Source organism: Fibrobacter succinogenes subsp. succinogenes S85 (genome assembly GCF_000146505.1).
GTDB lineage: Bacteria > Fibrobacterota > Fibrobacteria > Fibrobacterales > Fibrobacteraceae > Fibrobacter > Fibrobacter succinogenes.
This window is the reverse complement of the sequence record NC_017448.1, coordinates 3,132,940-3,159,229: the sequence shown is the minus strand read 5'-3', so window position 1 is coordinate 3,159,229 and position 26,290 is coordinate 3,132,940. Positions and strand designations below refer to the sequence as shown.

Genomic DNA, 26,290 nt, shown 5'->3' with positions numbered 1-26,290 from the left:
ACATGCTCAAGAACTACATTTTTGATTTAGGCGGAGTTCTTTTGGACATCCGCATGAAAAACGCTTACGAACGCTTTGTCGCTTTGGGATTGCCGCCCGCTGAACTTGAGCCGGGCGGTTCTGTTTACAAGCTGATGGAAGATTACCAGCTCGGGTACGTGACGACCGCAGAGTTCTGCCAGCAAGTCGCGGGCAAGTGTATCTCTAACGCAAGATGCGCCGCAAATGTTTTCGCAAGAAGCGCCGCGGCCCCGACAACGCCTCGCGATATCGAAGAAGCATGGAATTCTATTTGCTTGGGAGTTGCCGACCGCAAATTACAAGCACTCCGTCGCTTGCGCAAAACAGAAGGCGTTGCAAGCGTTTCGCTTTTGAGCAATACAAACGAATTACATTGGGAATGCTGTTGCCAAAATTGGTTCAATGCGAACGGCAATAAGCTCGAAGACTTTTTCGACAAGATTTTCTTGAGTCAGGAGCTCCATTTGCAAAAGCCCGACCCCGAGATTTTCAAGACAGCCATTCGCGAGCTCGGAGCCTCCCCCGCCGAAACAATCTTCCTTGACGATAGCCCCGTCAACACGGCCGCCGCAGCCGCCTGCGGATTGCAGACGCTCACCGTAACGGCAGACATTGACTGGGTGGAAGCGCTAGGAATTTAATTTTATTAAATGCTCTTTCCGTCGCTGAAGGCGTTACCCACGCGGCGTTCCATCACATAGTAGCCGTGACCTGCGGAATCGTAGCAAACCGGAGCAAGCTTTTCGACGGAGAGCTTTCCGTCTTGATTGAGCACGGATTCATCGGCAGTAACGTTCACGATTTCGCCGAGCAGGAGTTCCGATTCTTCGTCGTAGCTGACGAGCTTGCATTCAAGCGCAAGCGGCAATTCAGCAACAAGCGGGGCATCGACATTTTCACTCTTGACAGACGTAAAGCCAGCCTTTGCAAATTTATCAGCCACGCGATTACCACTGGTAATGCCCAAATAGTCGATAGCCTTGATGTGATCCGCGGTTGCCATGCTCACTGTAAAAGCCTTACGAGCAAGAATGTTCGGGATGGTTTTGTGGGTTTTCGCCACATAAATTGCAACCTGGTTGTTGTCGCTGATTGAGCCCCAAGCAGCCACCATGGCGTTCGCCGAGCCATCTTCGTTATAAGTGGCGATGACCAAAGTCGGTTGTGGGTACAGATAAGTTTTTACTCCGAGATTTTTGCGCATAGACGCTCCTTTTTTCTTGAAATATAAATAAAAACTTATCTAATTGAGCAAGAACTCCGTACACGGTTCATAATCGTTCCGGCCTTTTCTTTTTCCTTGCAGAGCCACTGCATTATTCCGGCACCACACTTTTCAACAGTTTCGTCATCATAGCCGCAGCTATTGAGGCACGCCACCATCAACTTATACTCAACTGTTATATCTAAACGTTCCTTGCAGACCAATTTATCCACAACGGCAGCTCCAACAGCAGCCCCGGCAATGGCCGCTCCAGCACCCGTTAAAAGTTTTCCCCATTTACTTTCTTTAGGCTGAATTTCGGGATTTTTAGGTTGCTCATTAACAACAGGCTCGGAGGCAGCATTTGTAACTTCATTGGCTGTAACCTCATTGGGATTTTCTTCACGCACAGGCTCTTCCACATTTTCAACGACTGGAGCGACATTCGGCGTTTCAATGACCGGCTGAATTTCCGGAGCCGACTTTTCTTCTACACTCGCGGGCGCAGCAGCGTTCTTTTCGGCATTCAGATTCAACAAAATCTGGCGCTGTTCACGCAACATAGCAAAAACAGAATCCACTAGGGAATCCTTGTTAATCGGAGCTTTCCAGCCCTTGTAAAGAGAATCTCGGTAAGCCTCGTCTGTCAAGCATTTAGAAGCCTTGACAACACATTCTCTTTTTTGATAGTCGCAAGACATCAACATTCCTGCAGCCAACACAAAGTAAATCAATATTATTTTTTTCATAGTCTAAAAATCAAATTCACCTTTTCCGTCTTTATCTCTTTTTTCGGAAAAGAGCTGATTCTCCTTTTCTTTTTTGATGGGTTCAATAACTTCTTTTCTGAAGCGAACCATAAAATCGTCATCAAATTTTTCAGCAAGCCATTGTTCTGCCTTTGGGCAATTTTTAGCCATTAAAAAAATTTTCAGTTTTTCAAAGAAGGCGATTGCAGGCTCGACTCTATTAGGTTCCGGCCGGTCCTTCAGCAATTCACTTTCCGAAGGTTTATCACTTGTCGGCCGTTTCTTCCAATATTTTTTCTCAACACAATTTTCATAAGAAAAACCCTCATCGGACTTTTTAGCGCTGAACTTTTTGCTAGAAGATTTCTTTTCACTAGCGTCTTTAGGATTTTCCTTATAGTAATCCTGGACCACTTCAGCGTACTTCTTTCCACGAGCTTTAAGCATATCGTCAAGTTCGTTTCGCAAAGTCCGCCATTGATGAATTGTATCGGTCATGTATTCCACTCGTTAGACGAAGGTGCAATATAAAAAAAATTGCCATTCTAGCATTTCCCGTTGTCCCGTTTTGCCCCTTTTGATGATTCTACATCTGTAAATGTCAGTGGGAAACGCCCATATGACAAGATAAATCATCTCCACTTTTAAAGAGGTTAAAATGTCTAATCTGTCAAATGATTCCGAAATCAATGAAATGTGCAACGGTATGTTGAGAACCGGGCGTTGGGCAATCACACGCCATGCCAAACATCCGATTTTGAAACACATCGCAAAGGGTGCTACCAAGTTTTTCATTATCCCTTGTACTCCTAGCGATCCTCGTGCCTACGCAAACTTCAGGAGGGATTACAACCGTTACATCCGCGAGTTCCTTATTCAAACAGGAGTAATTCTCGCGCAATAAGATAGGGAAACTATACAGCAAACCGAGCCTTCAAGGCTCGGTTTTTCGACGAAAATAAAGAAACGCACAAAAAAGTGTAAATTTCGGGTCCAAATTCACATTTTTTTGTGTAATTTTCACACTAAAATTCACATTTTTTAGTGCGATTTTACATCAAAATTCACACTTTTTGCAATTTTGAAAGATTTGTTTCAAAATACGAGTCGCCATACAATTTTACTTCATCGCATTTTGCAATGTCTTTGAGGTACAATCAAGCCTTTGAGCCGCAGCTTCTTGAGTTCCATATTTTCCGCATGAATACTCGGCAAGTTTTTGCTGAAAAAGCTTGGTCGCCTCTTTCCAATTCAAATTTTGGAATTCTGAAAATTCTCCAATATCAAAAGTTCCATTCGGAGAGTCATCCGCAGGAAGATCTTTCAGGATTTCCTCAATCGTCTTTTTGCCATTCCATGCAATAAACTGATAAGCAATAGACTGCAATGTTCGAAAATTCCCAGACAATCTAGAAGTCTTGAAATATTTTTCAAGATACTTATCCATAGGAGCATCCTTCGGAGAGCTATCCAAGCGAACAGTTTTCCAAACTTCATTCCAGTCCGTCTCAATGTCTTCGCGACATTCACGCAAAGGCGGTATTACCACCCGATAGAAACTAATTCGGTCATAAAAATCAGGATCTAGTTTCTTTCGCAATTCAGAGTCTGTTAAATTTGAAGCACATACAAGCTCCACATCCGCCGTAGATTCTTTATCATCGCCCACAATGCGATAGCGATGTTTTTTGTCTTGCAATGTTCGAAGCAACTTGCGTTGTACACCTTTCGGCAAATCCTGAATTTCATCCAGAAAAAGAATTTTACCGTCAGCCTCTCCAAAATAGCCCTTTTTGTCAGCCGCAGCACCAGTAAAAGAACCTTTTTTATGACCAAACATCGCAGATTCAGCCAAATTAGAATCCAACGTTCCACAGGCTACCGAAACCACTTCTTTTTTCTTAATCTTCGAAACAACTGATTCGACTAGACGACTTTTGCCAATACCGCGTTCTCCCAGCAAAAGCATCGGCACGTTTTGAACGCTCGCGAAAACACGAATTTGCTCTAAAGCCTTTTTACGAGCTTCTGATTTTACAGACTCAGGTTTATAAATAGCCTCTTTCGGGTTTTCCCTTTCATATCGACGGAGTTCACTTAAATACGTATCAATCGGGAAATCAACCTTGTCACAAGTCGTCGCTCCCGTCTTTCGATTTATTTGTGAGGACAGTAATTGTGTTCCTTCAGGGAAAACGCCTCCAGCATATAAAATAATCCAAACAGCATGCATCGCCGGCGTACCCGAAGAGACATTGATGAACAAATTTGGTTCATCATTCACCATCGGGAGAATTCCTCGCTTTATGACTTCATAAATTTCTTTATGCGCAGTCGGATTCTTGACATTCACCTCTACCGGATTTATAGCTGAACTAAGCGGTTGTACTTCTTTCAACTTTTCCACATATTCTTTTTGATAAAGGTATATAACCTTTTCAATGTCATATTTCTGGCCCAACTTTTTCAACAACGACTCTAATGCATTAGGATCATTATTGACGGCCATCCAAGTAAGCAATGTGATTTTCGTTTTCATATCAATTGAAATATACGAAAAATTTTTATATAAATAAGAAAAACTTTTCGCATTCTTGATATTTAAAACACGAAAAACGCTACAAAAACAACATTCATAAACTTGGCACAATTTTTGCACAGACTTCCAAAGAAAATGCATTTAATCGCACGCATCGTTTGTAAAAAAATGTATATATAACCATATAAAGGAGTATATCATGAGTGTATTCGATACCGTCGTAAGCATCCATTCTCGTCCACTTCCCGTAATCATTCTTGCGGACGTAAGTGGCAGTATGAATGAAATCGGAAAATTAGATTCGTTAAAGCACGCTTTGAACAACATGATCAGTTCATTCAAAGACGCTTCATCGTCATCTCTAGAAGCTGAAATATACGTTTCAATCATCACGTTCGGCAACCAAGCCGCAAACATCATTTTGGAACCACAATCAGCTAGTGAAATAGCCAATGATCCTTCTAAAATGAACGTCATTAACAAAATGCAAGCAATAGGCAACACACCACTCGGTAAAGCTTTAACCAGCCTTGTTGATTTACTAGAAAATAGAGAAATCTACCCTTCCCGCGCATATCGTCCTTTCATCGTATTAGCATCCGACGGAATGCCCAACGACCTTTGGCAACAACCATTAGATAGGCTTCTTAATAGCGAAAGAAGTAAAAAAGCAAATCGACTCGCCCTCGCCATTGGTGCGGACGCAGACGAAAGCATGCTGAAAAAATTCGTAAACAACGAAGAAATGCCCATTTTTAAGGCAAACAATGCCATTGAAATACAAAAATTTTTCAAATGCGTTACCATGTCCGCCATCAAAAGTTCTCAATCAGCCAAACCAGGCGAAATAGCCCCAAACGATATCATCAGCCTTTCTGAAAACGTTAAAGAGCTCTTTGACGAGGACTAAATTTGCTTACAGAATTTTTCACTCGTCGCAAATGGAAATATATCCAAGCCTCAGCACGTGGTCCCGGACACATCAGAGAGAACATTCCAAACCAAGACAGCGCATTCATCGGCTTTGTTGGTAAATTTCTCTTAGTGATGGTCTGTGACGGTTTAGGCTCCCACGCCCACAGCGATTACGGGGCCAAAACTTTATGCAAGCTATTCACTCCATGTTTTAAAGAATGGTGTCAAATCAAGCCACACGATCTTACAGATTTTCTAAGATTACTGCATTGTCGTTGGTTGATGCATTCGCGCAAGTTTGGAGCAGACAAGTGCGGCAGCACTTGCCAACTAGCTATCATAAATAGCAAAGGTAAGGGATGGTTAGTCCAATTGGGCGACGGAATGACTCTTGTAAAACACAATGAAAAAATCAACGTATTCGCAGATAATAAAAATGGTTTCGGCAATGAAACATCCGCTATGGGAAACTATGACATTTCTCCTCTTTGGCGAATGAACAAAATTGACCTATCCTCACCAAAAGATCGACTGCTCATGATGACCGACGGCATTAGCGAAGATATTTTACCAGAGGCAATAGAAAATTTTGTTTCCACATTTGATATTTTTCTCAAAGGTTCAAAAAAACAAGCTCAAAAAGAACTTACAAACGAACTGATTCATTGGCCAACCCAACACCACATAGACGATAAGACAATCGTCGTCATTGAACGAAGGTGACTAATTATGTTTACAGACGAAATTGTAAAGCAAAATAAAATCACTAATGTTGAAACCGAAAGTGCAGGCATTTTCGAGCTAAAAGAATGCATCGGTGAAGGCGGTCAAGGAGCCGTATATAAGACCCAGCGGACGAATCTACTCATCAAATTGAGCTACGCTTCAAAAGGTTTCAATCCGGAAACAGTCTATAGACGCTACAGAAATCTTCGTTCTAGAATCGATTTGCCCGACTATATCGCAAAGCCCCTAAACGAAATCAAGCCTATAGAAAAAGGAGGCAAAATCTTCTACGGTTACGTCATGGAACTAATGGAAGACATGGTTTCGTTGAGCAGCCTTCAATGCAAAAAAAACGAATCATTTGGTTTATATCTTGATCGACTAGGTGGCATCCGCCGCATCTACACACTTTTGCGAAAGCTTGCTGAAATTCTTGAACAAATTCATTCCGTAGGATACTGTTACGGAGACTTAAATCCTAATAATGTTTTTATTTCAAGCAATACAGAATATAATGAAGTTCAACTAATTGACTGTGACAACATGGTCATTGCCGCCGACTTCAACGATTCAATTTCATTCAAAGGATTCTCCGCTCCTGAAGTTATAAGAGAACATAAGTTCAACACGCCCTTGAGCGACACATGGAGTTTTGCAGTCATAGCATTCTTTGCTCTACGACAAGAGTTGCCGTTCCACGGCAAACTCGTAACCGATGCTGCAACCATGGAAATATCCACTATGGAAAAAAAAGAGGAGGAATCGGATCTTCCTTTCATTGACGACATGGACAAAGACAACACAGGCAAATCATCGGCTCTCCGCAATCTTTTGGAAACAGAAATGCTACAGAGTCTTTTCAAAAGGACTTTTTCCGGTGAAAAAAGTTTTTTGACAAGGCCCGCCCTATTTGAATGGATTGAGACGCTTCGAATAGGCGAAACATCTTTTATGAAATGCAAGAATTGCGGAAAGCATTATATCAAAGTCGGCAAGAAGCATGAATGTCCGTTCTGCGACAAAGAATCACATACTCCATATATTCTTATACTCAATACCATTCTTGCAGGGAACAAAATTCAAGACACAGTTTTCAGCCATCCCGCGTACCTGCTAGAGGATACATCTACCCTAATGAACATTCCCATAGCAGAAACCAAATCGGCAAACATCGAAGCATCATTCAACGTATCCAAGCAGCAACTGAGCATACTACTGACCGATCAGAAGGAACTGAAGGTAACATTAAACATTCCCAAAGAAAAAAACACAAAGAGCTGCACCCTGAAAAAGGGGATTTCCCTCCTTATCGACGTCAAGGAAGGCAAACAGTACCAAATCCTTTTCCCCGAATACACACGAACAAAAATTATACATGATGATTCCGAAGAAAACGATTCCTTGAAATTCAGGAGCGTCATCCTGTTCAAATATTGGGGTGAAAAATGAATAACGAGCAACTAAATATCATTGCATGCAATTCTTCGGCACAAGTCATAGACGCCATATTTGACAATGACGGGAAATTCGAAATCGCCAAACACGATGTTTTGGAATTCACCCCAAGCGGATATTTCAAAAACTACAATCATCCAGAAAGGATATTCTGGCCACAAAATTCACTTCCATACAATCAGGAGTCACTCTACATTGTTGATTCCGTAAAACAAGCAGATAAAAAATACGAGGTGACCCTAAACAAGTGGGATTTTGGCGGACCGACCATTATAGGAAACACCGAACAGACATGCAATATCGTCATTCCAACCTACAGGCTCATAGAAGTCACTAAGAAATATGGTTTTAAAGAAACAGAACAGGCTCTAGAATGGTTCAAAAAAGAGTTTCTTTTCCAAACCACTGAAAATTCGTACTTATTCTTTAGAATTCTGAGCAATACCTCAAACTTGGAAGGAGGATGGCTCGGATGCAATTATGTTGCAAATATCGAAAGTAAGAAGGTAGACGGCAAGGAGTATCTCTTTGTCAGCAATCTAAAAAAGTCTCCTCAAAAAAAATTGAATGTACAAAAAGGGATTGCGCACATTCGATTCGTATCAGAACAGGAAGCCATCGTAAGCGATCCCATTTTGAATGCACAATTAGCTAAACAAGCCGCAGACCCAAACTCCATCATAAACCTTTGGGAAAAGTATAATCAGGTTGACGCGCAGATGCTGGAAGATTATAAAATCCAGTCTGGCATTCTTCGCATTGAAAAGATAACTGCCAAAGGAGAAAACTGCAGCGCAACACTTCAAAACAAATCCGAAGAAATAGAAAATTTCAAGAACATATACGATCAGCTAAACGCCAATCAAAAGAATTCTTATTCCATCTACGTTTTCTCGAAACGTAAGAGTTACAATATTTGCGACGAACGGATTGACGAGAAAACAAGAACAGTTTCCTGGAAATGGGGCGAAAGAAAACCTAAATATGACAATAGCGAAAAACTAGAACTTGAGGGATTCGCCATAGATTTTAAACCATGGTCTATAGCATCCAAACGCAGAACAGCAGCACTAGAAAACATCCGAACACGCAACATTCCTATTGCATCTATTACAGACATTTTAAATAAAACAACGCTCCCCTCCTTCGGCTCCGCAGCCGTCCCCAAAAGGCTGAACGATCTAAAAATTGAAGCGGCATTCGGTAACAGAAGACCCAATGAAGCACAAAAAAGGGCACTAAAGGTTTGTCTGAACACACCAGACATAGCCCTCATCCAAGGACCTCCCGGAACAGGAAAGACAAGCGTTATCAACGCATTACAAAAATATCTACAATCGATAGACCCCAAGCATCCCGAAAAAATGCCTAGCATATTATTGACAAGTTTTCAACACGTAGCTGTTGATAATGTGGCTGACGGAAGCTCAATTTGGGGACTTCCCGTATTTCGCTTTTATGGGGAACAAAAGGACAAGGAACAAATCTTCAGAGGACTCCAGAAATGGCAAGAAGATACCGCAAAAAAAATTGATGAACAGATAAATAAGTTACAGTCCGACACGCAATACATCGAATACGAAAAATTGCAAATAAGCCTTAATGCACTAAGCGCTGCAAGCTCTTCTTACGAAATACGAAACCTACTACAAGAAATCATCAATCTTGCCGTCACAAACAGCATCCTTTCTCCGTCAGAAGTGGATACTCTTAAGGAATTCAAAAAGAAATTCCAAGTCAAGCAAATAAACAATAAATTCTACCAATGCCTAATGGGATTAAGAACAACCAGCACAGGATTCAATGACGACGGCAAGAGAATGATTGAGCATGTGTTGGAATACTACGATTTGCGCAAGGATTCCTTGAATTGTTACGCCTTGGAAAAAGGGTACGATCAGCTAAAGAAACTAGCGAATTCGACACCTAGCCAAGAAGACCTTGACTGGGTTGAAGAACTCAGAAACAAATGCATTGAGCAAATGGTTCCCAATCCAACAGATTCGTTTGACAATCAGCTGTTCACAATTCTAAAGGATTATATCGACACGACCATTGAGCCCAACATCAGAGAACGCATCAGGCAAACCGACCTACAAAAACTGATTGTTCTAAACAGCTATAAGGAAAATGTCGGATTCAAATCCATCAGAAACGCAATGCTCCGTTACGCCATGACCTATGCGGCAACAGTACAGCAATCAAAAAGTGAATCTTTTGTAAGGCTTCTTGGTAAGAAAAACTTTGAGTTTGATTACGTCATCATCGATGAAGCTGCTCGAGCAAATCCTCTTGACCTATTCATACCCATCACCTTAGCCCGAAAAAAAGTTATACTAGTTGGCGACCACAAGCAACTCCCCCAACTTGTTGATCAAGATATCCTAGAGCAAATGGAATGCAGCAATGATTCTAGGGAACGGTTCGAAGAATTGAAGGGCTTTATGGAAAAGTCTCTATTCGAATCTTTATGGGATTATTTAAAAACAGAACGAAATGATGGCATTGTACGCACGGTAACTCTCGATACTCAATATCGTATGCCGCAAAAATTAAGCGACTTTGTAAGTCGAAATTTTTACGGAGACGAGACACATATTCAAACCGGCAAAAATCCCAATGACTGCATTCATCATGTTTCAAGATACACTAAGAAAAATGGAGATTGCAAGTGTGCGGTTTGGGAAAATGTCGATAGCAAGGAATCTGGGAAAATAAGCAAAACGAACGAGGCTGAAGCCGAGCTAATTATTAAGCGCATAAAGGAAATTATCAAGGAAACTGACGAAACTATCGGTGTTATCGCCTCATACAGTGCACAAACACGACTCATTGATAAAATTGCTAAGTCAGATGCAGAACTCAAGAAAAAAATTGACAACAAGCATCTAGAAATCGGATCAATCGACGCGTTCCAAGGGCGGCAATTTGATATCGTATTCTTCTCTGTTGTTCGCAGCAACGACAGGAACAACTTCGGCTTTCTCAAATCAGAAAACCGTCTAAACGTCGCTTTCTCTCGTCAAAAGAAACTCCTTGTGATTGTAGGAAATAGAAAAATGTATGAAACAGAAAAAGCACAAGAGGAAGTTCCCGCTTTAAAAGAATTTATTAAACTTGCAGACGAGGAAAAATAATATGGAAATTGCTAATTTATTTTGCAATTCAAGTGAACTCTCCAAGGGTGATTATTTCACCTTGCCTGTCATTGTATGGGATATTCTGGTAGCAGAAGCAAATATCCCCGAAAACTTTTTTTCGGATCTAATCATAAACCTTCTCCTGACCGGAGACAAGACTGTCCAAGAGCTCCATGAATTGACCAATCTAGATGAGGCCCTAATTCGCTATATTCTTGAACACGACCTCAAGCAGAAAGTCACAAAAGGGATTGACAAGTGGCACATACCAGAAGGAGTCTCCTGCACGGAGACCACAATCAAAAAAAGTCGAATCGTAGTGTTACAATCCATGTTGACAGGACAATTAATTCCACACCCCCTAATGAATGGGGAACTCACGTCCATTGATTACCAACAAAACGAAAAAGGAATCACTATTGCCGGCGGGTCCAAGGGTATGCCCTGCAACATCAAGCCGTTTATTGTGTACCCACGCACCAACAAAGTTAGAGAAAACTCAACAGACATTTCGGAAGAAGACATTTACAATATGTGGAAGGAATACCAGCAAATCGACTGCGATATTGCCTTGTCCGACTACAATGACATCAAGGCGAGCTACATTGAGCAACCCGATAAAATAATTTCCATTGAGAAGCGGAACCAAGAACCTGAAATATGCAATTTTCTGCTTGTCAAGGTCAAAAAAATTTCTGAAGGCGAAGACTTTCAATGCATTGACATGCTAGAAGAACAGTCCAAAATTCCAATGGAGTTCCTCAAAAACGAACTAGATACAGCCCTTGAACAAAATGAAAAAATGGGAGCTTTTTTAGGAATTAAATCAATAGAGATTCCCATTACGCTTCAAGATCGTATTCAAGGCAGATACCCACATTTTGAAGAAGACATTATTATTGAAATTTGCAGATTCTTTGTTTTAAAAGACCTTCTTACCGACGATACAGACAACTCGCTTGATCTAGGCGATGCATTCCTTACTAGAATGCAAAACATGTACGAAAGCATCCTTAGAACAAAAAACACGCCCTTTAACGATGAGCTCAAAAAGGTTGCTCTCAAAAGAGATTTAGATCGCCATTACTACTTGGAAGGCGGCCTAAAGATGCGCAATCTAGAACTGGACGAAGACATCAAGAAAAAATTGACAAACGATGATGTATGGGGGAGTATGACTCGAAGGAAGCCTTCTCTTAAGTCACTACTCATTAGGCATCTTATCTTTTACCTTTATCATCCCCAAAACCCACTAGCTTGGTTTATGGCAAGACTGGAAAAAAACGGGTCATTGAGCGACGACCTTAAATTCATTCTTGAACTGGTGGACACGCGCAACACCTACGGTCATTTTAACACAAACAGAAAACCTATTCCATACCCCTACATTGATATTTACAACAGAATTGAAAAACAGTTAGATATTTTACACGAGGCATACAAATGAGCAAGAAAAATAAAAACAAGAACAAAAACCAACCTTCTACACCTCAGCGTCATGCCCCCATAAGCATAGACGACATGAACAGCATTTTCACCCCGATAAAGGCCTCTGTTGAAAGTGCTCCCGCCATATCTAATGTTGACGACGCTTCGCCAGAAATCAACATGCCCAAAGAATCTATATTGGATAAAATCAAAAATCTAATTCCTTCAGAGAACAAGCTTTCCGACGAAGAAAAAGAAACTCTTAAGGCTCTGCAAAATGAGCTCAACGATGTAATTGGCTTGTACAAGATTGCCAAGGAAGATTGCGACAAAGCCAAAAAAGGTTATGATACCAAAATTGCAGATTTAGGACAAACATCTAAAGAGCAAGAAGACAAGGAAAGCGAGCTTAAAGACAGAGAAGATGGACTAAATAAACGCGAAAACAAACTTAACGAAAGAGAAGGTGAAGCAAAAAAACGCGAGGACGATGTTACCGAAAGAGAAGGCAAGGCTCAGATAAAAGAAGACGCAAACAAAAAAGAAGACGAACGCCTAGAAGGGCTTAAAGCTCAGATTAAGCAAAGAGAAGCCGAAGCCGATGCAGGCTTTATCGCAAACGAGACCAAATGGAAAAATGAGATTACCGAAAAACTCAATAAAGATCTGGAATCAACAAGAAACTCGCTGCAAAAGCAATCTGAAGATTACAAAAACAAACTCGCCTCTTTAAGCAAAGAGCAAGAAAAATGCATTCTTGAGAAAACGGAATATGAAAACAGGAAAAAGGCATTTGATGAAATCAGGGAAGAGATTCAACTTGAGTATGATAACAGACTCGCACAAAGCAAGGCATCCTTCGAAAATCAAATTAAAGACTTGAATGAAGAAAATAAGAACCTGCAAAAGCAATTAAAGAGCTACAAGGATATCAAGTCACAGCTCGATGGGATGAGTGCCGAAGAGGCCAAGGAGTTGATAAACAATCTTCGCAATAAAAATGCAACTCTCAAGTTGGAACTTAATTCTGCCTGGAGCCCGGAACACCAGCAGGAGATGGAAGATGCTTTGCAGAGTTTCAAAGACCAATGCGAATCAGCCATCGCCGAAAAGAATGCGCTCTCTAAACAGGTAATGGATTATCGAAGAAAAATTGTAGACACAGAAGGTTTAATTGCTTTAAATAAAACTTTGGAAACGCACAACGCGGCTCTCAAAGAAGCACAAAACCAATTGCGTAAAGAGCTCGATGAGCTTACCGCAAAAGACCAGAATAAGGACATTTTTGCTGAATTCAAGAACATCGATAGCAGATGCAACCGCGAATACATCAGTTTCACCCAAAATTCCGGTGACCTTAAAGAATTCGTGAATGCAGTCGGCTACCAGTTGACGCAATATCAGCCCCACCTTTTCTATACACCCGAAACTCTGCAACTGTTTGTTGGTGGCCTAGCCATGAGCCGCCTCATTTTACTACAGGGTATTAGCGGAACAGGCAAGACCAAATTAGCACAAGCGTTCGCTTCTATCGTTGGAGATAATTCCGATGGTAGCAAGTCAGAGAAGGATAACGGTTCCTGTAGCTGCATAATCCCTGTTCAGGCCGGATGGCGCGACAACCAGGATTTGCTGGGTTACTACAATGCCTTCGAAAAGAAGTTCTACGAAAAACCCTTCTCCAAGGGGCTCTATACCGCATCTACGCCTCAGTTCAAAAACCGCCTATTTTTCCTAATTCTCGACGAAATGAACTTGTCACATCCCGAACAATATTTTGCAGACTTCATTTCAGCAATGGAGCAAGCAAATAGCTCCATATTTGATCCCCTAACAGTTGAGCTGCTTTCGGGAATGCCCAAAGAAACTATGGAATCAGACCGTTGGCCCAAATACCTCCAAAATGAAAAAATCATTGTTCCTCCCAACGTGTGGTTTATCGGCACCGCAAACCATGACGAAACCACCATGGAATTCGCCGACAAGACGTACGACCGCGCCCACGTCATGGTGATGGAGCGCAATACTCAAAAACCGTCCTACCAAAAGATAAGACAAGGTGCGGCCCACTGGTCCGCCGAGGATTTGAGAAACGCATTTGTCGAAGCACAGGAATCAGATGAAGGAGAACAGCAAGCTGCCTGGGTCACTGAAAAAATGCATTCCCTCAAGGATGTACTAAAGTCGGAATTTGATGTATCTTTCGGAAACCGTCTCGAAAGGCAAATCAGGAATTTCGTTCCTGTGGTCTGTGCCGCAGGAGGGTCCAAAGAACTCGCTCTAGACCATCTCCTTGCCACAAAGATTGTACGAAAAGGCAAAATCACGGGTCTATTTGGCGTGCAGGAAGATTCTCTAGTAAAACTTAAAGAAGAAATTCAAAAAAATATAAAACTAGACGACAACTCGGCAACCATCAGGCTCATTGACCAGGACATCGCAGCAAAGAAACGAGGCGCCTAATGTTCGATATCTTCTTGCAAAAGGATGTCAAGATTGACAACCCCGATTGTGGAGGCCTTTATGCCCTAAGCAGAGAGGAGGCGCAAAAGGGGAATGTCATCTACCACTTTGACGACATCGAAGTCAAGGAATCCGAGCCTATCACCAACGATATCCTTGCCGCATTTCGGCTGCTTGACGAAGACAAGGATTCGTTCTTTTCGCTGTGCAACAATCCCGACGACCTTGATCGCAACCAGCTAGAAACGTTCCTACAAGAAGACATTGACCAAATTAAGCGAAACGACCCTCTCACTCACCTAAAGGAGGCCGTAGCCAGACCAATTCTTGACCTGAAGGAAGAGGAAATAAAGCAGCCAACTAGCCGTGTCAAAAAATTCGCATCTCGCGCCCTTGAATATCTGGCAGGGCATTCCGAGGACTGGAGAAACCGTTCGTTTGTCGGAGTCCACCCACAGCGTCTGCTTTCTTTAGTCAGGGACGACAAATGGGAAACGTACGAAAACCGCTTGATGTTCACACTCTGCAAAATACTAATTTCATTAATAAACCAGCGATTGCAGAGACTCAAGAATATCGACAACGCCTATAATGAAATAGAGTTGTATTACCAAGAAGTCAGCTATGTAGATTACTTATCTATGGAATCGGAACTGAGTTCCCTACTCAAGGAATACAGCATCGAGAAAGTCAAGGAAAATAGAGAACTGCTGAAGCGGACTATCGATTTCCTAAAATACCTGCAGCGCGTCATATCCTCCTTTTGGAATACGCTACTGTTCAGTAACCTTAAGACCTTTCCCAACGTTGAAGTGGACATCAATCACGACATCATGACAAACGTCCTGATGAACAACCAGCATTACCGGTACTTACCCAAGATACAGAAAGAGGTCAAGCGTGCACGTATCAAAACTCTTTCTAAGGCAGAAAAAAAAGAAGAACAGGTCCTGCTGCTGCATAACGAAAAAGAATTCGTCAAGAGGTGCATCGAAGATTTCAGAACCACAAACATGGATTGGGATTGCTGGAACTATATCAAGCCGGAATATAGAGAAACACCCTACAACAGCCTTGAACTAGAAGCAAACGGCAAAAAGCTGCGCTTTGTTTTCGTTACCTCAAAACCCACAAGCTGCTATATCGACAACGTCCTTAATGAGTCTAACCCCTATACAGGCGATGTATCGGTCCTTGTATATCCACAATGTAACCCCTACCTGAGCGAAGACGAAGACAACTTTACCATATTGCATGATATGTTCAAAAACAACGAAGCCTATATGGTACTGGGCATAGCACCGCAATCCATCTTCCCAAAACTCCTAATCCAAAGGATTATTTTCCAGTGGATTTGGGCAATGCTCATGTGCCAGTATCCGTTCAAAGTGCCCCAGAATAGATTTATAAAGGAACTTGTCCCCAATATGCTAGACGGTAAATACCTGCTCGATCGTTACGACGACAATGAATTCAAGAAGCAGGTTGATAAAAGAGAGCATACTGACAGAATCCAGAAAAGGGACCTGAGTACCTATCGCAAAAACCGCGATGAAGACATAGAAATTCTCAAGACCGGGAACGCCCTAATAAGCCTCATCCAAAAATGTCCCTGCTGTAAAGCTGACGCTACTAGGGCGAAGGGCTCTACCGAAAATAACTTCTTATTCGAGTGCCGGAACTGTCACAGTCGTTGGAGCAGAAACGGGAATACCATAAAATGGTTCTTCAAAGACGAAGATATGAAACTTCATGGAAAATGGGAGCCTTTTAAAAGTAATTTGAAATAACATTCTATTTCAAATCACAAAACCCAGTATAACAAGAAAAATATTTCTTGTTTGTGAAAAATATTTCTTACTAAATATAGTTCCGCTTACACAAAGCCTGTTTTTCGCCATATTTAGCCATTTCAAAAATTTGGCACGCATTTCGCTATTCACTCGGCATCCAACAAACCTCAGCCCAGGAGAGCACTATGCAGCCTTACATTTCCAACAACAAAGACATCCGCGATTTCGTCCTAAACATCTTAAAGTCCAAAAAATGGGAAATCGCACGTCACGGCAAGCACGTCATCTTGCGACACATCGAAGAAGGTGCAAATAAGATATTCTCTATTCCATGCACACCAAGCGATTCCAGAGCTTTTTCAAACTTCTGTAGAGACTACTATCGCTACGTAAGAGAATTTCTTATCCAATCCGGCAAGATTCAAAACAGCATTGCCTAAAAACTCCCAACATGGGAAAACTTTTATAGAGGATTCTTATATGACTAGAAACATGCCTGAGATTATCAAAAAGGCACACGCCGCTTCCTTCCAGAACAGAGGGCTCGTAAAAAGATCCCAGATGTGCGGCTGCTTCTTTTGCTGCAAAACATTCCCCGCATCAGAAGTAGAAGACTTCTGCATTGACAGGGAAGACCTGACAGCTTTATGCCCTTACTGCGCGATTGACTCTGTCATCCCAGACGCTTCCGGATGGCCAGTAGACGCAGCGTTCATGAAAAAGATGAAGCGCTACTGGTTTTAAACGGCAACACCTCGCCTTGCCTAAAATAGCTTCCCTATTTTAGGCATTTTTATTTTCATCCCTTACCCTTTGTACTTTATCACAAGCATGGTAAGGTCATCGCTCTGCTCCGCGCCATTCACAAACTCGGACACCGCATGTGACATCGTATCCAGCAGTTGCTGCGGTTCCGCAAATGCGGAGAGTTCACTATTGCCTCCAGTTTTTCCACCGCCACAAATCGTTTCTTCAACGCGCTTCAATCCAAACAGCTTTCCATTTGCGTTCATGGCTTCGGTGAGGCCATCCGTATAGAGCAAGATCATATCGCCCGCAGCGATGACCGATTCCTGGATATTGTATTTTTTTTTCTTCCATGACCCCGATAGGGATATTTGCGGTAACATCGAGATATCGCATATTACGTCCAGTAATGATAATGGGCTTTTCATGGCCGGCATTGCAGTAGCTCAGGCGCCCCGTTGCAAGGTCTAGCACACCAACAAAAAGCGTTGCAAACATTCCCGTCGTATTTCCACGACTGGCCATCGTGTTCATTCCCATCACAATGTGAGATGGATCATCGACTTTAGTTGCAATCGTGCGGAACACGGCCTGCGTCATTGACATGACAAGTGCAGCGGGGATTCCCTTGCCACAGACATCGCCAATATTGAAGAACAGCTTGCCGTCACGCACAAAATAATCATAAAAATCGCCACCCACTTGTTTTGCCGGGACCTGACTACCAACGATATTCAGGAATTCGCTTTCGGGCAGCGGTGGCGGAAGCATCGCCGTCTGGATCGCATTTGCAATGCCAAGTTCCCTGTTAATCAGGTCTTTTTCGGCACTGACTTTGCTTAACTTACGGACGCTGATGATGCTGCGGTACATGATAAAGCCAAGCACAAAGAGGCCGACAAGCTGAAGAATGATGACAGGAATGAGCGAGCGCTGCTGGTTATCGTACAGCTGCACAGCCATCGAAGAGAGTTCACGCATCGGAACATCGGCGCCAATAACGGCAATGACGCGACCTTGAGGATCGTGGACAGGACGTGAAAATGTAGACATCAGCGCCACGTAATAGCGGCTCATGTACGGTTCGCTCCAGGAACCGTTGCCATGCAAGCCCTCGCGGTACCAAGTGCGTTCCGTATAGTCAAATCCTATCACGGTGTCTTTTATTTCGTTGGTCGCATCGTCCCTAAACGTAAAATACCCATCGCGAAGGCCATCACTCCCCACACGATAGGCAAAATCGACGCCGACAATTTCAGGATGGTTCGCAACCACTCGTTGCAACGCCATATGCAATGAATCTTGCTGTTGTGTATCGATTAGACGTTCTACTTCGGGCAGCACAGCCGCAATGGCTGCTTCGGCAATTTCCTTGACTTCAAAAGTTCGATTTGCAGAAGTAAGGTCTTGCTTAGCCATTTCCTTAATTTGGGCGGTAATGGCTCGGCGTGTAGAAATGTACTGCACTGCGGTCGTCAGTTCAAGCAACAATGCAGCAACGACGAGGACCGTAACGCTCCGTATTTTTGTATGGCGGGATGTGTTCATAATACTGCGCCCCTCAACATGCAATTCTTGTAGTTTTATAATATATGTTATTTAGGGGAAAAATCGCAATTTAGGTTTCTATTTTTGTCCAAAATCACAATCTTTACAATAAAAAACTAGTCCAAAAGCCCTTTATTTTGGCGTTGGAACACAAAATAATAAATCAGGCTCCAGGCACCCCACAAAACGCAAAGCGCCATGCCGACATAGCCAACGGTATAAACGGTCGAGGCAATTGAGTCACATTTCAAAAGCAGGCCTGTTTCGGAGAGGATAAAGTTCCAGTCATGGAACCCGTATGGGGCTTCGGCACCGGTGCCGCCACTGATAAGCATAAGCTTCATCGGGAGAGCATCTTCAATGTAAGGCGCCACATCAATCAGGTTTTCGAACGCCCACCAAAGCGCAATCGAGGCTCCGAACAAGTCGCGGGGTTTAATCCACAGTGCAAAACAGAACACGAGCGGCATAATGATCTGGAAAAGCGAGCCGCCAAGCGATGTAATCACTTCGCTCCCGAAGATTCTAAAGACGATATGTCCTGTTTCGTGAACCGGCAAGTTCAAGTTGTGCAAGAACTGAGCAATCCAGGATTCATAGCCCCCAGCAAACGCCTGCAAAGTAAAGAACGCCATCGCAAACAACAGAACGACGCGCACGGCAAAGAAGTTTTCACGACCGAGCGGTCGCGGCAACAAGAAGAACTGTACCCAGACAGGCCATTCTTCGGAATCGTTCAGCCATTCCAAGATTCTAGCGATTAGTGGTTTCTTTTCGTGTGGGACAAAGGGCATATTACCCTCCATAAATTTCAGGCGACTGGCTGTAGAATCGGCGATGCGTGAAGCTATACCAGAGATTCGGATTCTCACGGACGCGTTCTTCAAGCCACTTGTTGAATTGATCGTTGACTTTGGACTGCACGCCTCCCACCTCGACAGCGTGGAGCACGCGAACTTTTTTCGAAGAAGCGCCTTTCGTAGAAGTTCCTTTCGGAGATGCGCCGCGTTCCTCCATCCAGCAAATAAACACAGGTGTTTGCGGACGATGTTTGAGCAAAAAGTCCGGCAGCGGATTCACATTTACGGGTTGCCCCAAGAGTGTTCCCGTAAGTGCGCTCGGAATGCGGGAATCCTGGTCGGAGAGCAAGCAGAAAAGATTGCCTTCGTTCAAAATACGCATAAAGTCGCGAGGCGTCCGGGCATCTACGGAATAACTCCGGCCATTGACCGCACGAATTTTGCGTTCAAGAATGTTGTTGAGCCACTTGGGCTTCAGGGGAATGTAACTTGCGACAAGCGGAATTCCAAGTCGGCAAAGCCACGGCCCCATCGCTTCATAATTGCCGTAATGTGCCGTCAAAAAGATTCCGCCTTTGCGCATTTTTTCAAGCACCGGAATGGCAGCCTCGTCAAGAGCAAAATCCCAGCCATCCACACGGCACGGGTATGCAGTAAAATCGTGAGGCAACTTTTTGAAAGTTCCAAAGCGGAACAAGAGTTCGCTCGCATGGCGCGTCAAGTTCTTTAAGAGGGTATTGTAATCCGGGGTCGCGACAGATGGGCCAATATCCGATGGGACTGCGCCGGCCACGTGTTTTGCATTCGCCAAAACCGTTCCCCGCTTCCACCCCGCAAGTTTTAGCACCGAATAGGCTACGCGCGCAAAAACCGGAGCGATTATTTTACCCTTAAAAAACATAACGGTTTAAAAATACGAAAAAAATCACTCGCAATTCCCGTCCGCACACATTTTACTATCTTGAAATAAAAAATGGAGACACCTCAATTATGAGTGAAAATTGCCTTTTCTGCAAGATTATTAAGGGTGAAATCCCGTCCAAGAAGATTTATGAAGATGACGATGTATTCGCCTTCTACGATATCGCCCCGCAGGCTCCGGTACACTTTTTGGTCGTGCCGAAGCGCCACATTGCAACCATCATGGACATGAAGCCGGAAGATTGCGAACTCGTGGGTAAGATGCTTTACCGCGCACAGCTCATCGCCAAGGACCTCGGCCTCGAAGAAGGCGGAGCACGTTTTGTGTTCAACTGCAAGGCTGACGCCGGTCAGACAGTGTTCCACATCCACCTGCACGTCGTTGGCGGACAGGAAATGGGCTGGCCTCCGTTCCCGAAGGCATAGACGAAAGAACGCTCGTAAACTCGCTACAGACGAGTGACTAGAGATTTATAATGGGCTTACGCCTCTTTCGTCTCTCGTCTTTCGTCTCTCGTCTATGATAAAAACTCGTGCCATTGTTCTGCACCGCTTTCCGTACAGCGATTCTAGCTTTATCGTCAAGGCGCTTACGGAAGAAAGCGGGATTGTCTCGTTTATCGTGAAGGGCGGAAAGAAAAAGGAATCTCCGTTCCGAGGAGCCCTTGATCCGCTTGCGTTAAGCGAAGTCGTTTTTCGCCAGAATCCGAATACCGATTTGCAGTTCATCAAGGAAGCAACGCTTTTGGACTGGCGGAAGAACTTGCGCAACGATTTACTCAGCACAGCGAAAGCGCAGGTCATGACCGAAATGATTCTGCGTTACGCGCCACAAGGCGTCCCCCTGCAAGAAGAATTTGAACGCCTAGAGCAAGCTATCAGCGAATTCGATTCCGATTCACCACAAGATTCGCCGACTCCAGAAGGTTCCGCGCACTCGTCAACATCGAGTGTTCCTGACAAGTCGCGCATTTTTGCGCAGTGGCTCCTGGACACTTGCGATATGTGGGGCTACAATCTAGACCTCACCACTTGCAGCCGCTGTGGTCACACACTCGAAGAACCAGCCGCAGACTTTTTCCCCGAAACAGGCGGATTCGTATGCCAAGCGTGTCTCGGCGTTGAGCATCCGCGTGCACGATTAGAAACGCTCAATGGGCTTTGGGCATTGCAAACTGGCGACAACATTGAGCACCCCGAATTCACCGAGAACGCACTCCTCACCTACTTGCGCCATCACATCGGATTCTTGAAAGAGATTCATTCCATAAAATTCTTGAACGAAACCAGAAAACTGTTTGATTATCATTAAGTTTATTCACTGGATTCCGCCGGAATAGCCATAACTTTACACTATTTGTATATTTGCCCTAGTTGAAAAGTTTAAGTGAAGAGGTCATCATGTTAACACCAGAAGATATCAAAGCAAAAAAATCCAAGCACGAAATGATTTCCATGATCACCGCCTACGACTTCGCTTTCGCAAACATTGCAGAAGCCGCCGGAATTGACCAGATTCTCGTAGGCGATAGCCTTGCAAACACAATGCTCGGTTACAAGAGCACGCGTGAAATCGGCATGACCGAAATGCTCATCTTCACAGCAGCCGTCTGCCGTGGCGCCCCAAACACTCACGTTGTCGCCGACATGCCCTACTTGAGCGACAAGGATCCGCAAACCGCTTACGACAACGCCCGCCGTCTCATGGATGTGGGAGCCTCTAGCGTAAAAATTGAAGGCACACCCGCTGGCGTTCTCGAATTCTTGCACGAAAAAGGAATTCCCGTCTGCGGGCATCTCGGACTTTTACCGCAGACCGCAGAAAACTTCAAGCAGAAAGGCCGCACCGAAGAAGAAGCTCGCGCCATTGAAGAAGCGGCCAAGTTTGTAGAAGGACTTTGCTTCGAAACCGTTCTCGAGCACATTCCCGAAGAACTCGGCAAAAAAATCACCGACGAAATCAGCATTCCCACCATTGGCATTGGTGGTGGCAAGTTCACAGACGGTCACGTTCTCGTGATGCATGACGCTCTCGGAATGCATCCGAATAAAATTCCACCGTTCGCTACAAAATTCGTAGATATGTATTCTGTTGGTGTTCAAGGAGTTAAGAAATACATCGAAAGTGTCAAGGCAAGAGCTTAATTAAAACAAATTAACAGACATATTTTAAATAAATTAATTACTTTTATTATTCAGGAAATCGGTCTCAAAAGAGATCGATTTTTCTTTTGCACACAATTTCATTCAGTAGCATTTTCTCTATAACAAAATTTTTCAAAAAAAATTTGAATTTTTATAAAATAAGTGTTGATTATTTGTGAAAAAGAAGTTATTTTTCTGATATCAACAAATAAATAACAAAAAAGGAAGAAAAAAATGGCTGAAACAAAAACTGCTGCTAAGAAACCTGCTAAGAAGCCCGCTGCCGCTAAGAAGCCGGCCGCTGCTAAGAAGCCCGCTGCTGCTAAGAAGCCCGCCGCCGCTAAGAAGCCGGCCGCTGCTAAGAAGCCTGCCGCCGCTAAGAAGCCGACCGCTGCTAAGAAGCCGGCTGCCGCTAAGAAGCCGGCCGCTGCTAAGAAGCCGGCTGCCGCTAAGAAGCCCGCTGCCGCTAAGAAGCCGGCTGCCGCTAAGAAGCCCGCCGCCGCTAAGAAGCCGGCCGCTGCTAAGAAGCCGGCCGCTGCTAAGAAGCCGGCCGCCAAGAAGTAATCTTCTTTTTGACCCAACGATTTTGACCCGCAGACCTCTGCGGGTCTTTTTTTATATTGGCGGTCCGCCCTCCGTTTACTATTTTTGTTAGCATGATTTCAGAAAATGATTTGACCAATTCGCAGAACATTCCCTTTGAAGAACGCATCGCCCGCATCGAAAAGATGATTGAAGCCGAAGCAGAACCGAAAGCATTCGAACTCGGACTTTTGCTCGCTCTCAAGATGGGCCAGGAAATTCGCGAAAAGAAACCGCTCGGCAGCACGACTGGCGACATCGTCGCCGCATGGAGTTCCAAGTACCCGGAATCCGTCGTTGAAGAAGCAATCGCTCACGCCAAGCAGTTCCTCACAAATCCAGGCGCCCTCGCCGAAAAGATGAAGAACATCATGCTGAAAAAGATGAATCAGCAAGAAGAAAAAACGGACGAGGCCGAAAGTGGAAAATAAACTCCAGGCAACCATTGACATCGGGAGTCACAGCTGCATTTTGCTAATCGCAGCGTTCGAAGACGCACCTGCCGCAGCTCCCGCTGAATCTGCGAATCTCGAAAAAGTCGAGACGCCCGCAGAGGCGCCCGCAAATTCCGAGACGCCCGCCGAATCAAGTGAAGCGCCTGTAGCCCCGCGCAAAATTCTCGTACCGAAACTCCAGAAGGTCGAAGTCTGCCGCCTCGGCGAAGACATTTACGAACACGGGAAAATCACGCCCGAACGCATCCAGGAACTCGTCAACATCATGACCAAGTTCCGCATGGACTTGCACGCCCTCGGCGCAGACCTCAAGGCAGTCGCGATGACCGAAGCCATGCGCAAGGCTACAAATCCGGACGAAGTGATTGAAGCTGTCGAAAAAGCAGTATGGGTCAAGCCGCGCGTCATTACCGGCGAAGAAGAAGGCAAGCTCACTTACCGTTCCGTCAAGGAATGGCACGGCGAAGGAAACGTCACGATTGACATCGGTGGCGGTTCCACAGAACTCAGCAACGGCGAAACGACATTCTCGATTCCCGTTGGTGCTCTCAAGATGTTCAAGGCAATGGGCCCAATTCCGGGACCGGAATACAAGAAGTTTATCAAGGAAACGTTCAAGGACTTGTCGTTCAAGGGCATGACGAAAAAGCCTGTCTACCTTATCGGTGGTACAGGCACCGCACTTGCGATGGTCTTCTTGAACAGCCAAACGTTTGACTACAAGGCCATCGAAGGTCTCGAAATAAGCCTCGCCGACCTTGAAGCGGTCACCACGCGCATCACGAACCTTTCGAAAGAACTCCGCGCGATGCTCCCGGGACTTGGAAACGGTCGTCACGAAGTGATTATCTGCGGACTTTTCTGGTTGCGTTCGCTCCTCGAAAAGCTTCGCGTAGAAACGTTCAAGATCAGTACGGCAGGACTCCGCTTCGGTTTACTCTACCCGCCTGAAAAAGAACCGGAACCCAAGCCAAAGAAGCGCCCGGCATTTCTAAAAAAGACGGATGCCACATCCGAGACGGCGATCCCCGAACAGGTCGGGGATGGCAAATAAAAGACGGGGATGAAAAAATGCGTATAAACAAGTACATTTCTCTCAGTGGTTTTGCTAGCCGCCGCGCCGCAGACGAACTCGTCGCCGACGGTCGCGTACAGGTAAACGGAGAAACGATTTCCGACCTCGGCCATCAAGTGGACGAAACCAAGGACCAGGTGACGGTTGACGGAAAGTTGCTGAAGCTCCCGACAAACAAGAAAACAAAAGTCATCATGTTTCACAAGCCGGCCGGTTGCGTCTGCACCAAGGACGACCCGCAGGGCCGCCGCACGGTTTACGATTACTTGCCGCCGGGATACCATAATTTCAAGTACGTCGGACGACTCGACTTGCAGAGCCGTGGTCTTTTGCTTTTCACCGATGACGGCGAATTGCTTTACCGCCTCACGCACCCGAGTTTTGAAGTGCCGCGCAGCTACTACGTGTGGACCACTCGTCCGCTCAGCGAATCTGCCGCCCAGCGCTTGGTCGATGGCGTGGACATCCGCGACCCGGAAGATCCGGATGCCCAGGAAGAAATTGCATTCGCCACAGACGTCTATCTCGAAAACGGATTTGCAGAACTTGTGCTTATCGAAGGCAAGAACCGTGAAATCCGCCGCATGATGCGTGCCATCGGTTACGAAATCCGCGACCTCAAGCGCGTAAGCTACTGCCAGATTCAGCTCGGCGACTTGCCCGCAGGCGAATTCCGCGAACTCACGCCAAACGAACTGAACAAATTGCGACAGGCCGTGCATTTGTAGGCGATCCATGAAACGTACTTTATATATCGGTGATGTTCATGGTTGCGCAGACGAACTCTCTGCGATTATCGACCAATTCGGCTTTGTGCGCGGTAGCGATACCATTTACCAGACCGGCGATATCATCAACAAAGGTCCCGACATGATGCGTGCCATGCGCATTGTCGAGGAACTCGGCATTCTAACCGTCCGCGGAAACCACGAAGAACATCTCATCCGCATGATGGAAACGCCCAAGAGCAACTGGACCGAAAAGCAGAAGAAGCGTTTCAAGGCGCTCTCGCTCGACGAATGGGTTTACATCCGCGATACCGTGAAGAACTGGCCGCTCTGGCGCGACACACCGCACGCACTCCTAGTGCACGCAGGCCTTGAACCGGGCAAGACGCGTCTCGAAGACATGAGCCCCGAAGTGCTCCTTTCCATCCGCTACTGGAATGACAAGCCCTGGTTTGAACAGGTCAAGTGGAACAAGCGAGTTATCTTTGGACATTGGGCAAAGATGGGCTTCGTGAACATTCCTGGATTTATCGGTCTCGATTCCGGTTGCGTCTACGGCAAGGCACTCACCGCCTGGTGTCCCGAAGAAGACAAGTTCTATAGCGTTCCCGCCCTCCGCGAATATACTCCCGTCAAGGACAAGGCAAAAGAATCCGAAGCCGCCCCCTGCAAAGTGCTCGGCGACAACTCTCCCGATTCCGTGCCGCCCAAGACGTTCGACGAAATTAAGGAACGGATTGCAAGTGGCGACATCGCCTGCAAGGAAGAGACTCCCGAAGAATCGAACATCCGCAAGGCAAGCCCCTCCATCAGCGCTGAATGGGCCGGGTATTAATTTACTATCTTTTAACTAGGC

General features: G+C 44.8%; 27 protein-coding genes. 19 read left to right on the top strand and 8 right to left on the bottom strand.

The genetic code is table 11. The features are described from left to right. Nucleotides 1–2: 2 nt before the first annotated feature. Nucleotides 3–662: an HAD family hydrolase gene (locus tag FSU_RS13020; protein WP_014546844.1), complete on the top strand. Its 660-nt coding sequence runs from the start codon at nt 3–5 to the stop codon at nt 660–662. 5 nt (nt 663–667) lie between these two features. Here the strand turns inward: FSU_RS13020 and FSU_RS13015 are convergent, their stop codons facing one another. From FSU_RS13015 to FSU_RS13005, 3 genes are read right to left on the bottom strand one after another with little or no spacing between them, the layout of a single operon-like run. Continuing rightward, nucleotides 668–1,225, bottom strand: a complete 558-nt coding sequence (locus FSU_RS13015) for a flavin reductase family protein (protein ID WP_014546843.1) — start codon at nt 1,223–1,225, stop codon at nt 668–670. 35 nt (nt 1,226–1,260) lie between these two features. After that, on the bottom strand, nt 1,261–1,974 hold the full coding sequence (locus FSU_RS13010) for a hypothetical protein (RefSeq protein WP_041260239.1): 714 nt from the start codon (nt 1,972–1,974) through the stop codon (nt 1,261–1,263). A 3-nt stretch (nt 1,975–1,977) separates the two neighbouring features. Beyond that, on the bottom strand, nt 1,978–2,472 hold the full coding sequence (locus FSU_RS13005) for a hypothetical protein (protein ID WP_014546842.1): 495 nt from the start codon (nt 2,470–2,472) through the stop codon (nt 1,978–1,980). Between the two features lie 160 nt (nt 2,473–2,632). Here FSU_RS13005 and FSU_RS13000 point away from each other — a divergent pair, with 160 nt between their 5' ends. Beyond that, on the top strand, nt 2,633–2,878 hold the full coding sequence (locus tag FSU_RS13000; protein ID WP_014546841.1) for a hypothetical protein: 246 nt from the start codon (nt 2,633–2,635) through the stop codon (nt 2,876–2,878). Nucleotides 2,879–3,094: 216 nt separating this feature from the next. Here the strand turns inward: FSU_RS13000 and FSU_RS12995 are convergent, their stop codons facing one another. Continuing rightward, the gene (locus FSU_RS12995; protein ID WP_015732227.1) at nt 3,095–4,513 is read right to left on the bottom strand and encodes a sigma-54-dependent transcriptional regulator; all 1,419 of its coding nucleotides are present in this window, start codon (nt 4,511–4,513) and stop codon (nt 3,095–3,097) included. Between the two features lie 199 nt (nt 4,514–4,712). Here FSU_RS12995 and FSU_RS12990 point away from each other — a divergent pair, with 199 nt between their 5' ends. The 9 genes from FSU_RS12990 to FSU_RS12950 all read left to right on the top strand — a co-directional run bounded on the left by FSU_RS12990 (nt 4,713) and on the right by FSU_RS12950 (nt 17,177). Then, the gene (locus tag FSU_RS12990; protein ID WP_014546839.1) at nt 4,713–5,423 is read left to right on the top strand and encodes a vWA domain-containing protein; all 711 of its coding nucleotides are present in this window, start codon (nt 4,713–4,715) and stop codon (nt 5,421–5,423) included. Between the two features lie 2 nt (nt 5,424–5,425). Further along, a complete protein-coding gene (locus FSU_RS12985; RefSeq protein WP_014546838.1) occupies nt 5,426–6,151 on the top strand; it encodes a PP2C family serine/threonine-protein phosphatase in 726 nt (241 codons plus the stop codon). A 6-nt stretch (nt 6,152–6,157) separates the two neighbouring features. Next, complete coding sequence (locus FSU_RS12980) at nt 6,158–7,603, top strand: protein kinase domain-containing protein (RefSeq protein ID WP_014546837.1); 1,446 nt, start codon at nt 6,158–6,160, stop codon at nt 7,601–7,603. Continuing rightward, entirely contained in the window at nt 7,600–10,746 is a 3,147-nt protein-coding gene (locus FSU_RS12975) for a DEAD/DEAH box helicase family protein (RefSeq protein ID WP_014546836.1), read from the top strand. The genes FSU_RS12980 and FSU_RS12975 overlap by 4 nt, the downstream gene beginning before the upstream one ends. A 1-nt stretch (nt 10,747) precedes the next feature. Further along, the gene (locus FSU_RS12970) at nt 10,748–12,196 is read left to right on the top strand and encodes a hypothetical protein (RefSeq protein ID WP_014546835.1); all 1,449 of its coding nucleotides are present in this window, start codon (nt 10,748–10,750) and stop codon (nt 12,194–12,196) included. After that, nucleotides 12,193–14,640 carry a hypothetical protein gene (locus tag FSU_RS12965; RefSeq protein ID WP_014546834.1) on the top strand — a complete coding sequence of 816 codons (2,448 nt, stop codon included), beginning with the start codon at nt 12,193–12,195 and terminating at the stop codon, nt 14,638–14,640. Before FSU_RS12970 ends, FSU_RS12965 begins: the two co-directional genes overlap by 4 nt. Beyond that, the gene (locus FSU_RS12960; protein ID WP_014546833.1) at nt 14,640–16,430 is read left to right on the top strand and encodes a hypothetical protein; all 1,791 of its coding nucleotides are present in this window, start codon (nt 14,640–14,642) and stop codon (nt 16,428–16,430) included. Before FSU_RS12965 ends, FSU_RS12960 begins: the two co-directional genes overlap by 1 nt. Before the next feature lie 188 nt (nt 16,431–16,618). Continuing rightward, complete coding sequence (locus FSU_RS12955) at nt 16,619–16,873, top strand: hypothetical protein (protein ID WP_014546832.1); 255 nt, start codon at nt 16,619–16,621, stop codon at nt 16,871–16,873. 40 nt (nt 16,874–16,913) lie between these two features. Beyond that, nucleotides 16,914–17,177: a hypothetical protein gene (locus FSU_RS12950; RefSeq protein ID WP_014546831.1), complete on the top strand. Its 264-nt coding sequence runs from the start codon at nt 16,914–16,916 to the stop codon at nt 17,175–17,177. A 62-nt stretch (nt 17,178–17,239) separates the two neighbouring features. On the opposite strand, the gene FSU_RS16690 is transcribed toward FSU_RS12950, so the two are convergent. From FSU_RS16690 to FSU_RS12930, 4 genes are all read right to left on the bottom strand, one after another. Continuing rightward, nucleotides 17,240–17,482, bottom strand: coding sequence for a PP2C family protein-serine/threonine phosphatase (locus tag FSU_RS16690; protein WP_081440906.1), 243 nt, complete (start codon nt 17,480–17,482; stop codon nt 17,240–17,242). Beyond that, nucleotides 17,406–18,728, bottom strand: a complete 1,323-nt coding sequence (locus tag FSU_RS16685) for a PP2C family protein-serine/threonine phosphatase (protein ID WP_015732226.1) — start codon at nt 18,726–18,728, stop codon at nt 17,406–17,408. Before FSU_RS16685 ends, FSU_RS16690 begins: the two co-directional genes overlap by 77 nt. 116 nt (nt 18,729–18,844) lie before the next feature. Continuing rightward, complete coding sequence (locus tag FSU_RS12935) at nt 18,845–19,522, bottom strand: hypothetical protein (protein ID WP_014546830.1); 678 nt, start codon at nt 19,520–19,522, stop codon at nt 18,845–18,847. A 1-nt stretch (nt 19,523) separates the two neighbouring features. After that, the gene (locus FSU_RS12930; protein ID WP_244263643.1) at nt 19,524–20,339 is read right to left on the bottom strand and encodes a lysophospholipid acyltransferase family protein; all 816 of its coding nucleotides are present in this window, start codon (nt 20,337–20,339) and stop codon (nt 19,524–19,526) included. Between the two features lie 179 nt (nt 20,340–20,518). On the opposite strand from FSU_RS12930, the gene FSU_RS12925 reads away from it, so the two are divergent. The 8 genes from FSU_RS12925 to FSU_RS12890 all read left to right on the top strand — a co-directional run bounded on the left by FSU_RS12925 (nt 20,519) and on the right by FSU_RS12890 (nt 26,269). After that, nucleotides 20,519–20,875, top strand: a complete 357-nt coding sequence (locus FSU_RS12925; RefSeq protein ID WP_014546828.1) for a histidine triad nucleotide-binding protein — start codon at nt 20,519–20,521, stop codon at nt 20,873–20,875. 94 nt (nt 20,876–20,969) lie between these two features. After that, nucleotides 20,970–21,761: a DNA repair protein RecO gene (gene recO, locus FSU_RS12920; protein ID WP_014546827.1), complete on the top strand. Its 792-nt coding sequence runs from the start codon at nt 20,970–20,972 to the stop codon at nt 21,759–21,761. Between the two features lie 89 nt (nt 21,762–21,850). Continuing rightward, the gene (gene panB, locus FSU_RS12915; protein ID WP_014546826.1) at nt 21,851–22,594 is read left to right on the top strand and encodes a 3-methyl-2-oxobutanoate hydroxymethyltransferase; all 744 of its coding nucleotides are present in this window, start codon (nt 21,851–21,853) and stop codon (nt 22,592–22,594) included. 234 nt (nt 22,595–22,828) lie between these two features. Next, a complete protein-coding gene (locus FSU_RS12910; RefSeq protein ID WP_014546824.1) occupies nt 22,829–23,158 on the top strand; it encodes a hypothetical protein in 330 nt (109 codons plus the stop codon). Between the two features lie 92 nt (nt 23,159–23,250). After that, a complete protein-coding gene (locus tag FSU_RS12905) occupies nt 23,251–23,607 on the top strand; it encodes a hypothetical protein (protein ID WP_015732225.1) in 357 nt (118 codons plus the stop codon). Then, nucleotides 23,597–24,685: a Ppx/GppA phosphatase family protein gene (locus FSU_RS12900; protein ID WP_015732224.1), complete on the top strand. Its 1,089-nt coding sequence runs from the start codon at nt 23,597–23,599 to the stop codon at nt 24,683–24,685. Before FSU_RS12905 ends, FSU_RS12900 begins: the two co-directional genes overlap by 11 nt. Before the next feature lie 17 nt (nt 24,686–24,702). Beyond that, nucleotides 24,703–25,434, top strand: a complete 732-nt coding sequence (locus FSU_RS12895; RefSeq protein ID WP_014546821.1) for a pseudouridine synthase — start codon at nt 24,703–24,705, stop codon at nt 25,432–25,434. A gap of 7 nt (nt 25,435–25,441) precedes the next feature. After that, a complete protein-coding gene (locus FSU_RS12890; protein WP_014546820.1) occupies nt 25,442–26,269 on the top strand; it encodes a metallophosphoesterase in 828 nt (275 codons plus the stop codon). Nucleotides 26,270–26,290 lie beyond the last annotated feature (21 nt).

Bases quoted from the DNA above. Each gene is read 5' to 3' on its own strand.
- FSU_RS13020 (WP_014546844.1), top strand. From the start codon at position 3: ATGCTCAAGAACTACATTTTTGATTTAGGCGGAGTTCTTTTGGACATC.
- FSU_RS13015 (WP_014546843.1), bottom strand. From the start codon at position 1,225: ATGCGCAAAAATCTCGGAGTAAAAACTTATCTGTACCCACAACCGACT.
- FSU_RS13010 (WP_041260239.1), bottom strand. From the start codon at position 1,974: ATGAAAAAAATAATATTGATTTACTTTGTGTTGGCTGCAGGAATGTTG.
- FSU_RS13005 (WP_014546842.1), bottom strand. From the start codon at position 2,472: ATGACCGATACAATTCATCAATGGCGGACTTTGCGAAACGAACTTGAC.
- FSU_RS13000 (WP_014546841.1), top strand. From the start codon at position 2,633: ATGTCTAATCTGTCAAATGATTCCGAAATCAATGAAATGTGCAACGGT.
- FSU_RS12995 (WP_015732227.1), bottom strand. From the start codon at position 4,513: ATGAAAACGAAAATCACATTGCTTACTTGGATGGCCGTCAATAATGAT.
- FSU_RS12990 (WP_014546839.1), top strand. From the start codon at position 4,713: ATGAGTGTATTCGATACCGTCGTAAGCATCCATTCTCGTCCACTTCCC.
- FSU_RS12980 (WP_014546837.1), top strand. From the start codon at position 6,158: ATGTTTACAGACGAAATTGTAAAGCAAAATAAAATCACTAATGTTGAA.
- FSU_RS12975 (WP_014546836.1), top strand. From the start codon at position 7,600: ATGAATAACGAGCAACTAAATATCATTGCATGCAATTCTTCGGCACAA.
- FSU_RS12970 (WP_014546835.1), top strand. From the start codon at position 10,748: ATGGAAATTGCTAATTTATTTTGCAATTCAAGTGAACTCTCCAAGGGT.
- FSU_RS12965 (WP_014546834.1), top strand. From the start codon at position 12,193: ATGAGCAAGAAAAATAAAAACAAGAACAAAAACCAACCTTCTACACCT.
- FSU_RS12960 (WP_014546833.1), top strand. From the start codon at position 14,640: ATGTTCGATATCTTCTTGCAAAAGGATGTCAAGATTGACAACCCCGAT.
- FSU_RS12955 (WP_014546832.1), top strand. From the start codon at position 16,619: ATGCAGCCTTACATTTCCAACAACAAAGACATCCGCGATTTCGTCCTA.
- FSU_RS12950 (WP_014546831.1), top strand. From the start codon at position 16,914: ATGACTAGAAACATGCCTGAGATTATCAAAAAGGCACACGCCGCTTCC.
- FSU_RS16690 (WP_081440906.1), bottom strand. From the start codon at position 17,482: ATGATCTTGCTCTATACGGATGGCCTCACCGAAGCCATGAACGCAAAT.
- FSU_RS16685 (WP_015732226.1), bottom strand. From the start codon at position 18,728: ATGAACACATCCCGCCATACAAAAATACGGAGCGTTACGGTCCTCGTC.
- FSU_RS12935 (WP_014546830.1), bottom strand. From the start codon at position 19,522: ATGCCCTTTGTCCCACACGAAAAGAAACCACTAATCGCTAGAATCTTG.
- FSU_RS12925 (WP_014546828.1), top strand. From the start codon at position 20,519: ATGAGTGAAAATTGCCTTTTCTGCAAGATTATTAAGGGTGAAATCCCG.
- recO (WP_014546827.1), top strand. From the start codon at position 20,970: ATGATAAAAACTCGTGCCATTGTTCTGCACCGCTTTCCGTACAGCGAT.
- panB (WP_014546826.1), top strand. From the start codon at position 21,851: ATGTTAACACCAGAAGATATCAAAGCAAAAAAATCCAAGCACGAAATG.
- FSU_RS12910 (WP_014546824.1), top strand. From the start codon at position 22,829: ATGGCTGAAACAAAAACTGCTGCTAAGAAACCTGCTAAGAAGCCCGCT.
- FSU_RS12905 (WP_015732225.1), top strand. From the start codon at position 23,251: ATGATTTCAGAAAATGATTTGACCAATTCGCAGAACATTCCCTTTGAA.
- FSU_RS12895 (WP_014546821.1), top strand. From the start codon at position 24,703: ATGCGTATAAACAAGTACATTTCTCTCAGTGGTTTTGCTAGCCGCCGC.
- FSU_RS12890 (WP_014546820.1), top strand. From the start codon at position 25,442: ATGAAACGTACTTTATATATCGGTGATGTTCATGGTTGCGCAGACGAA.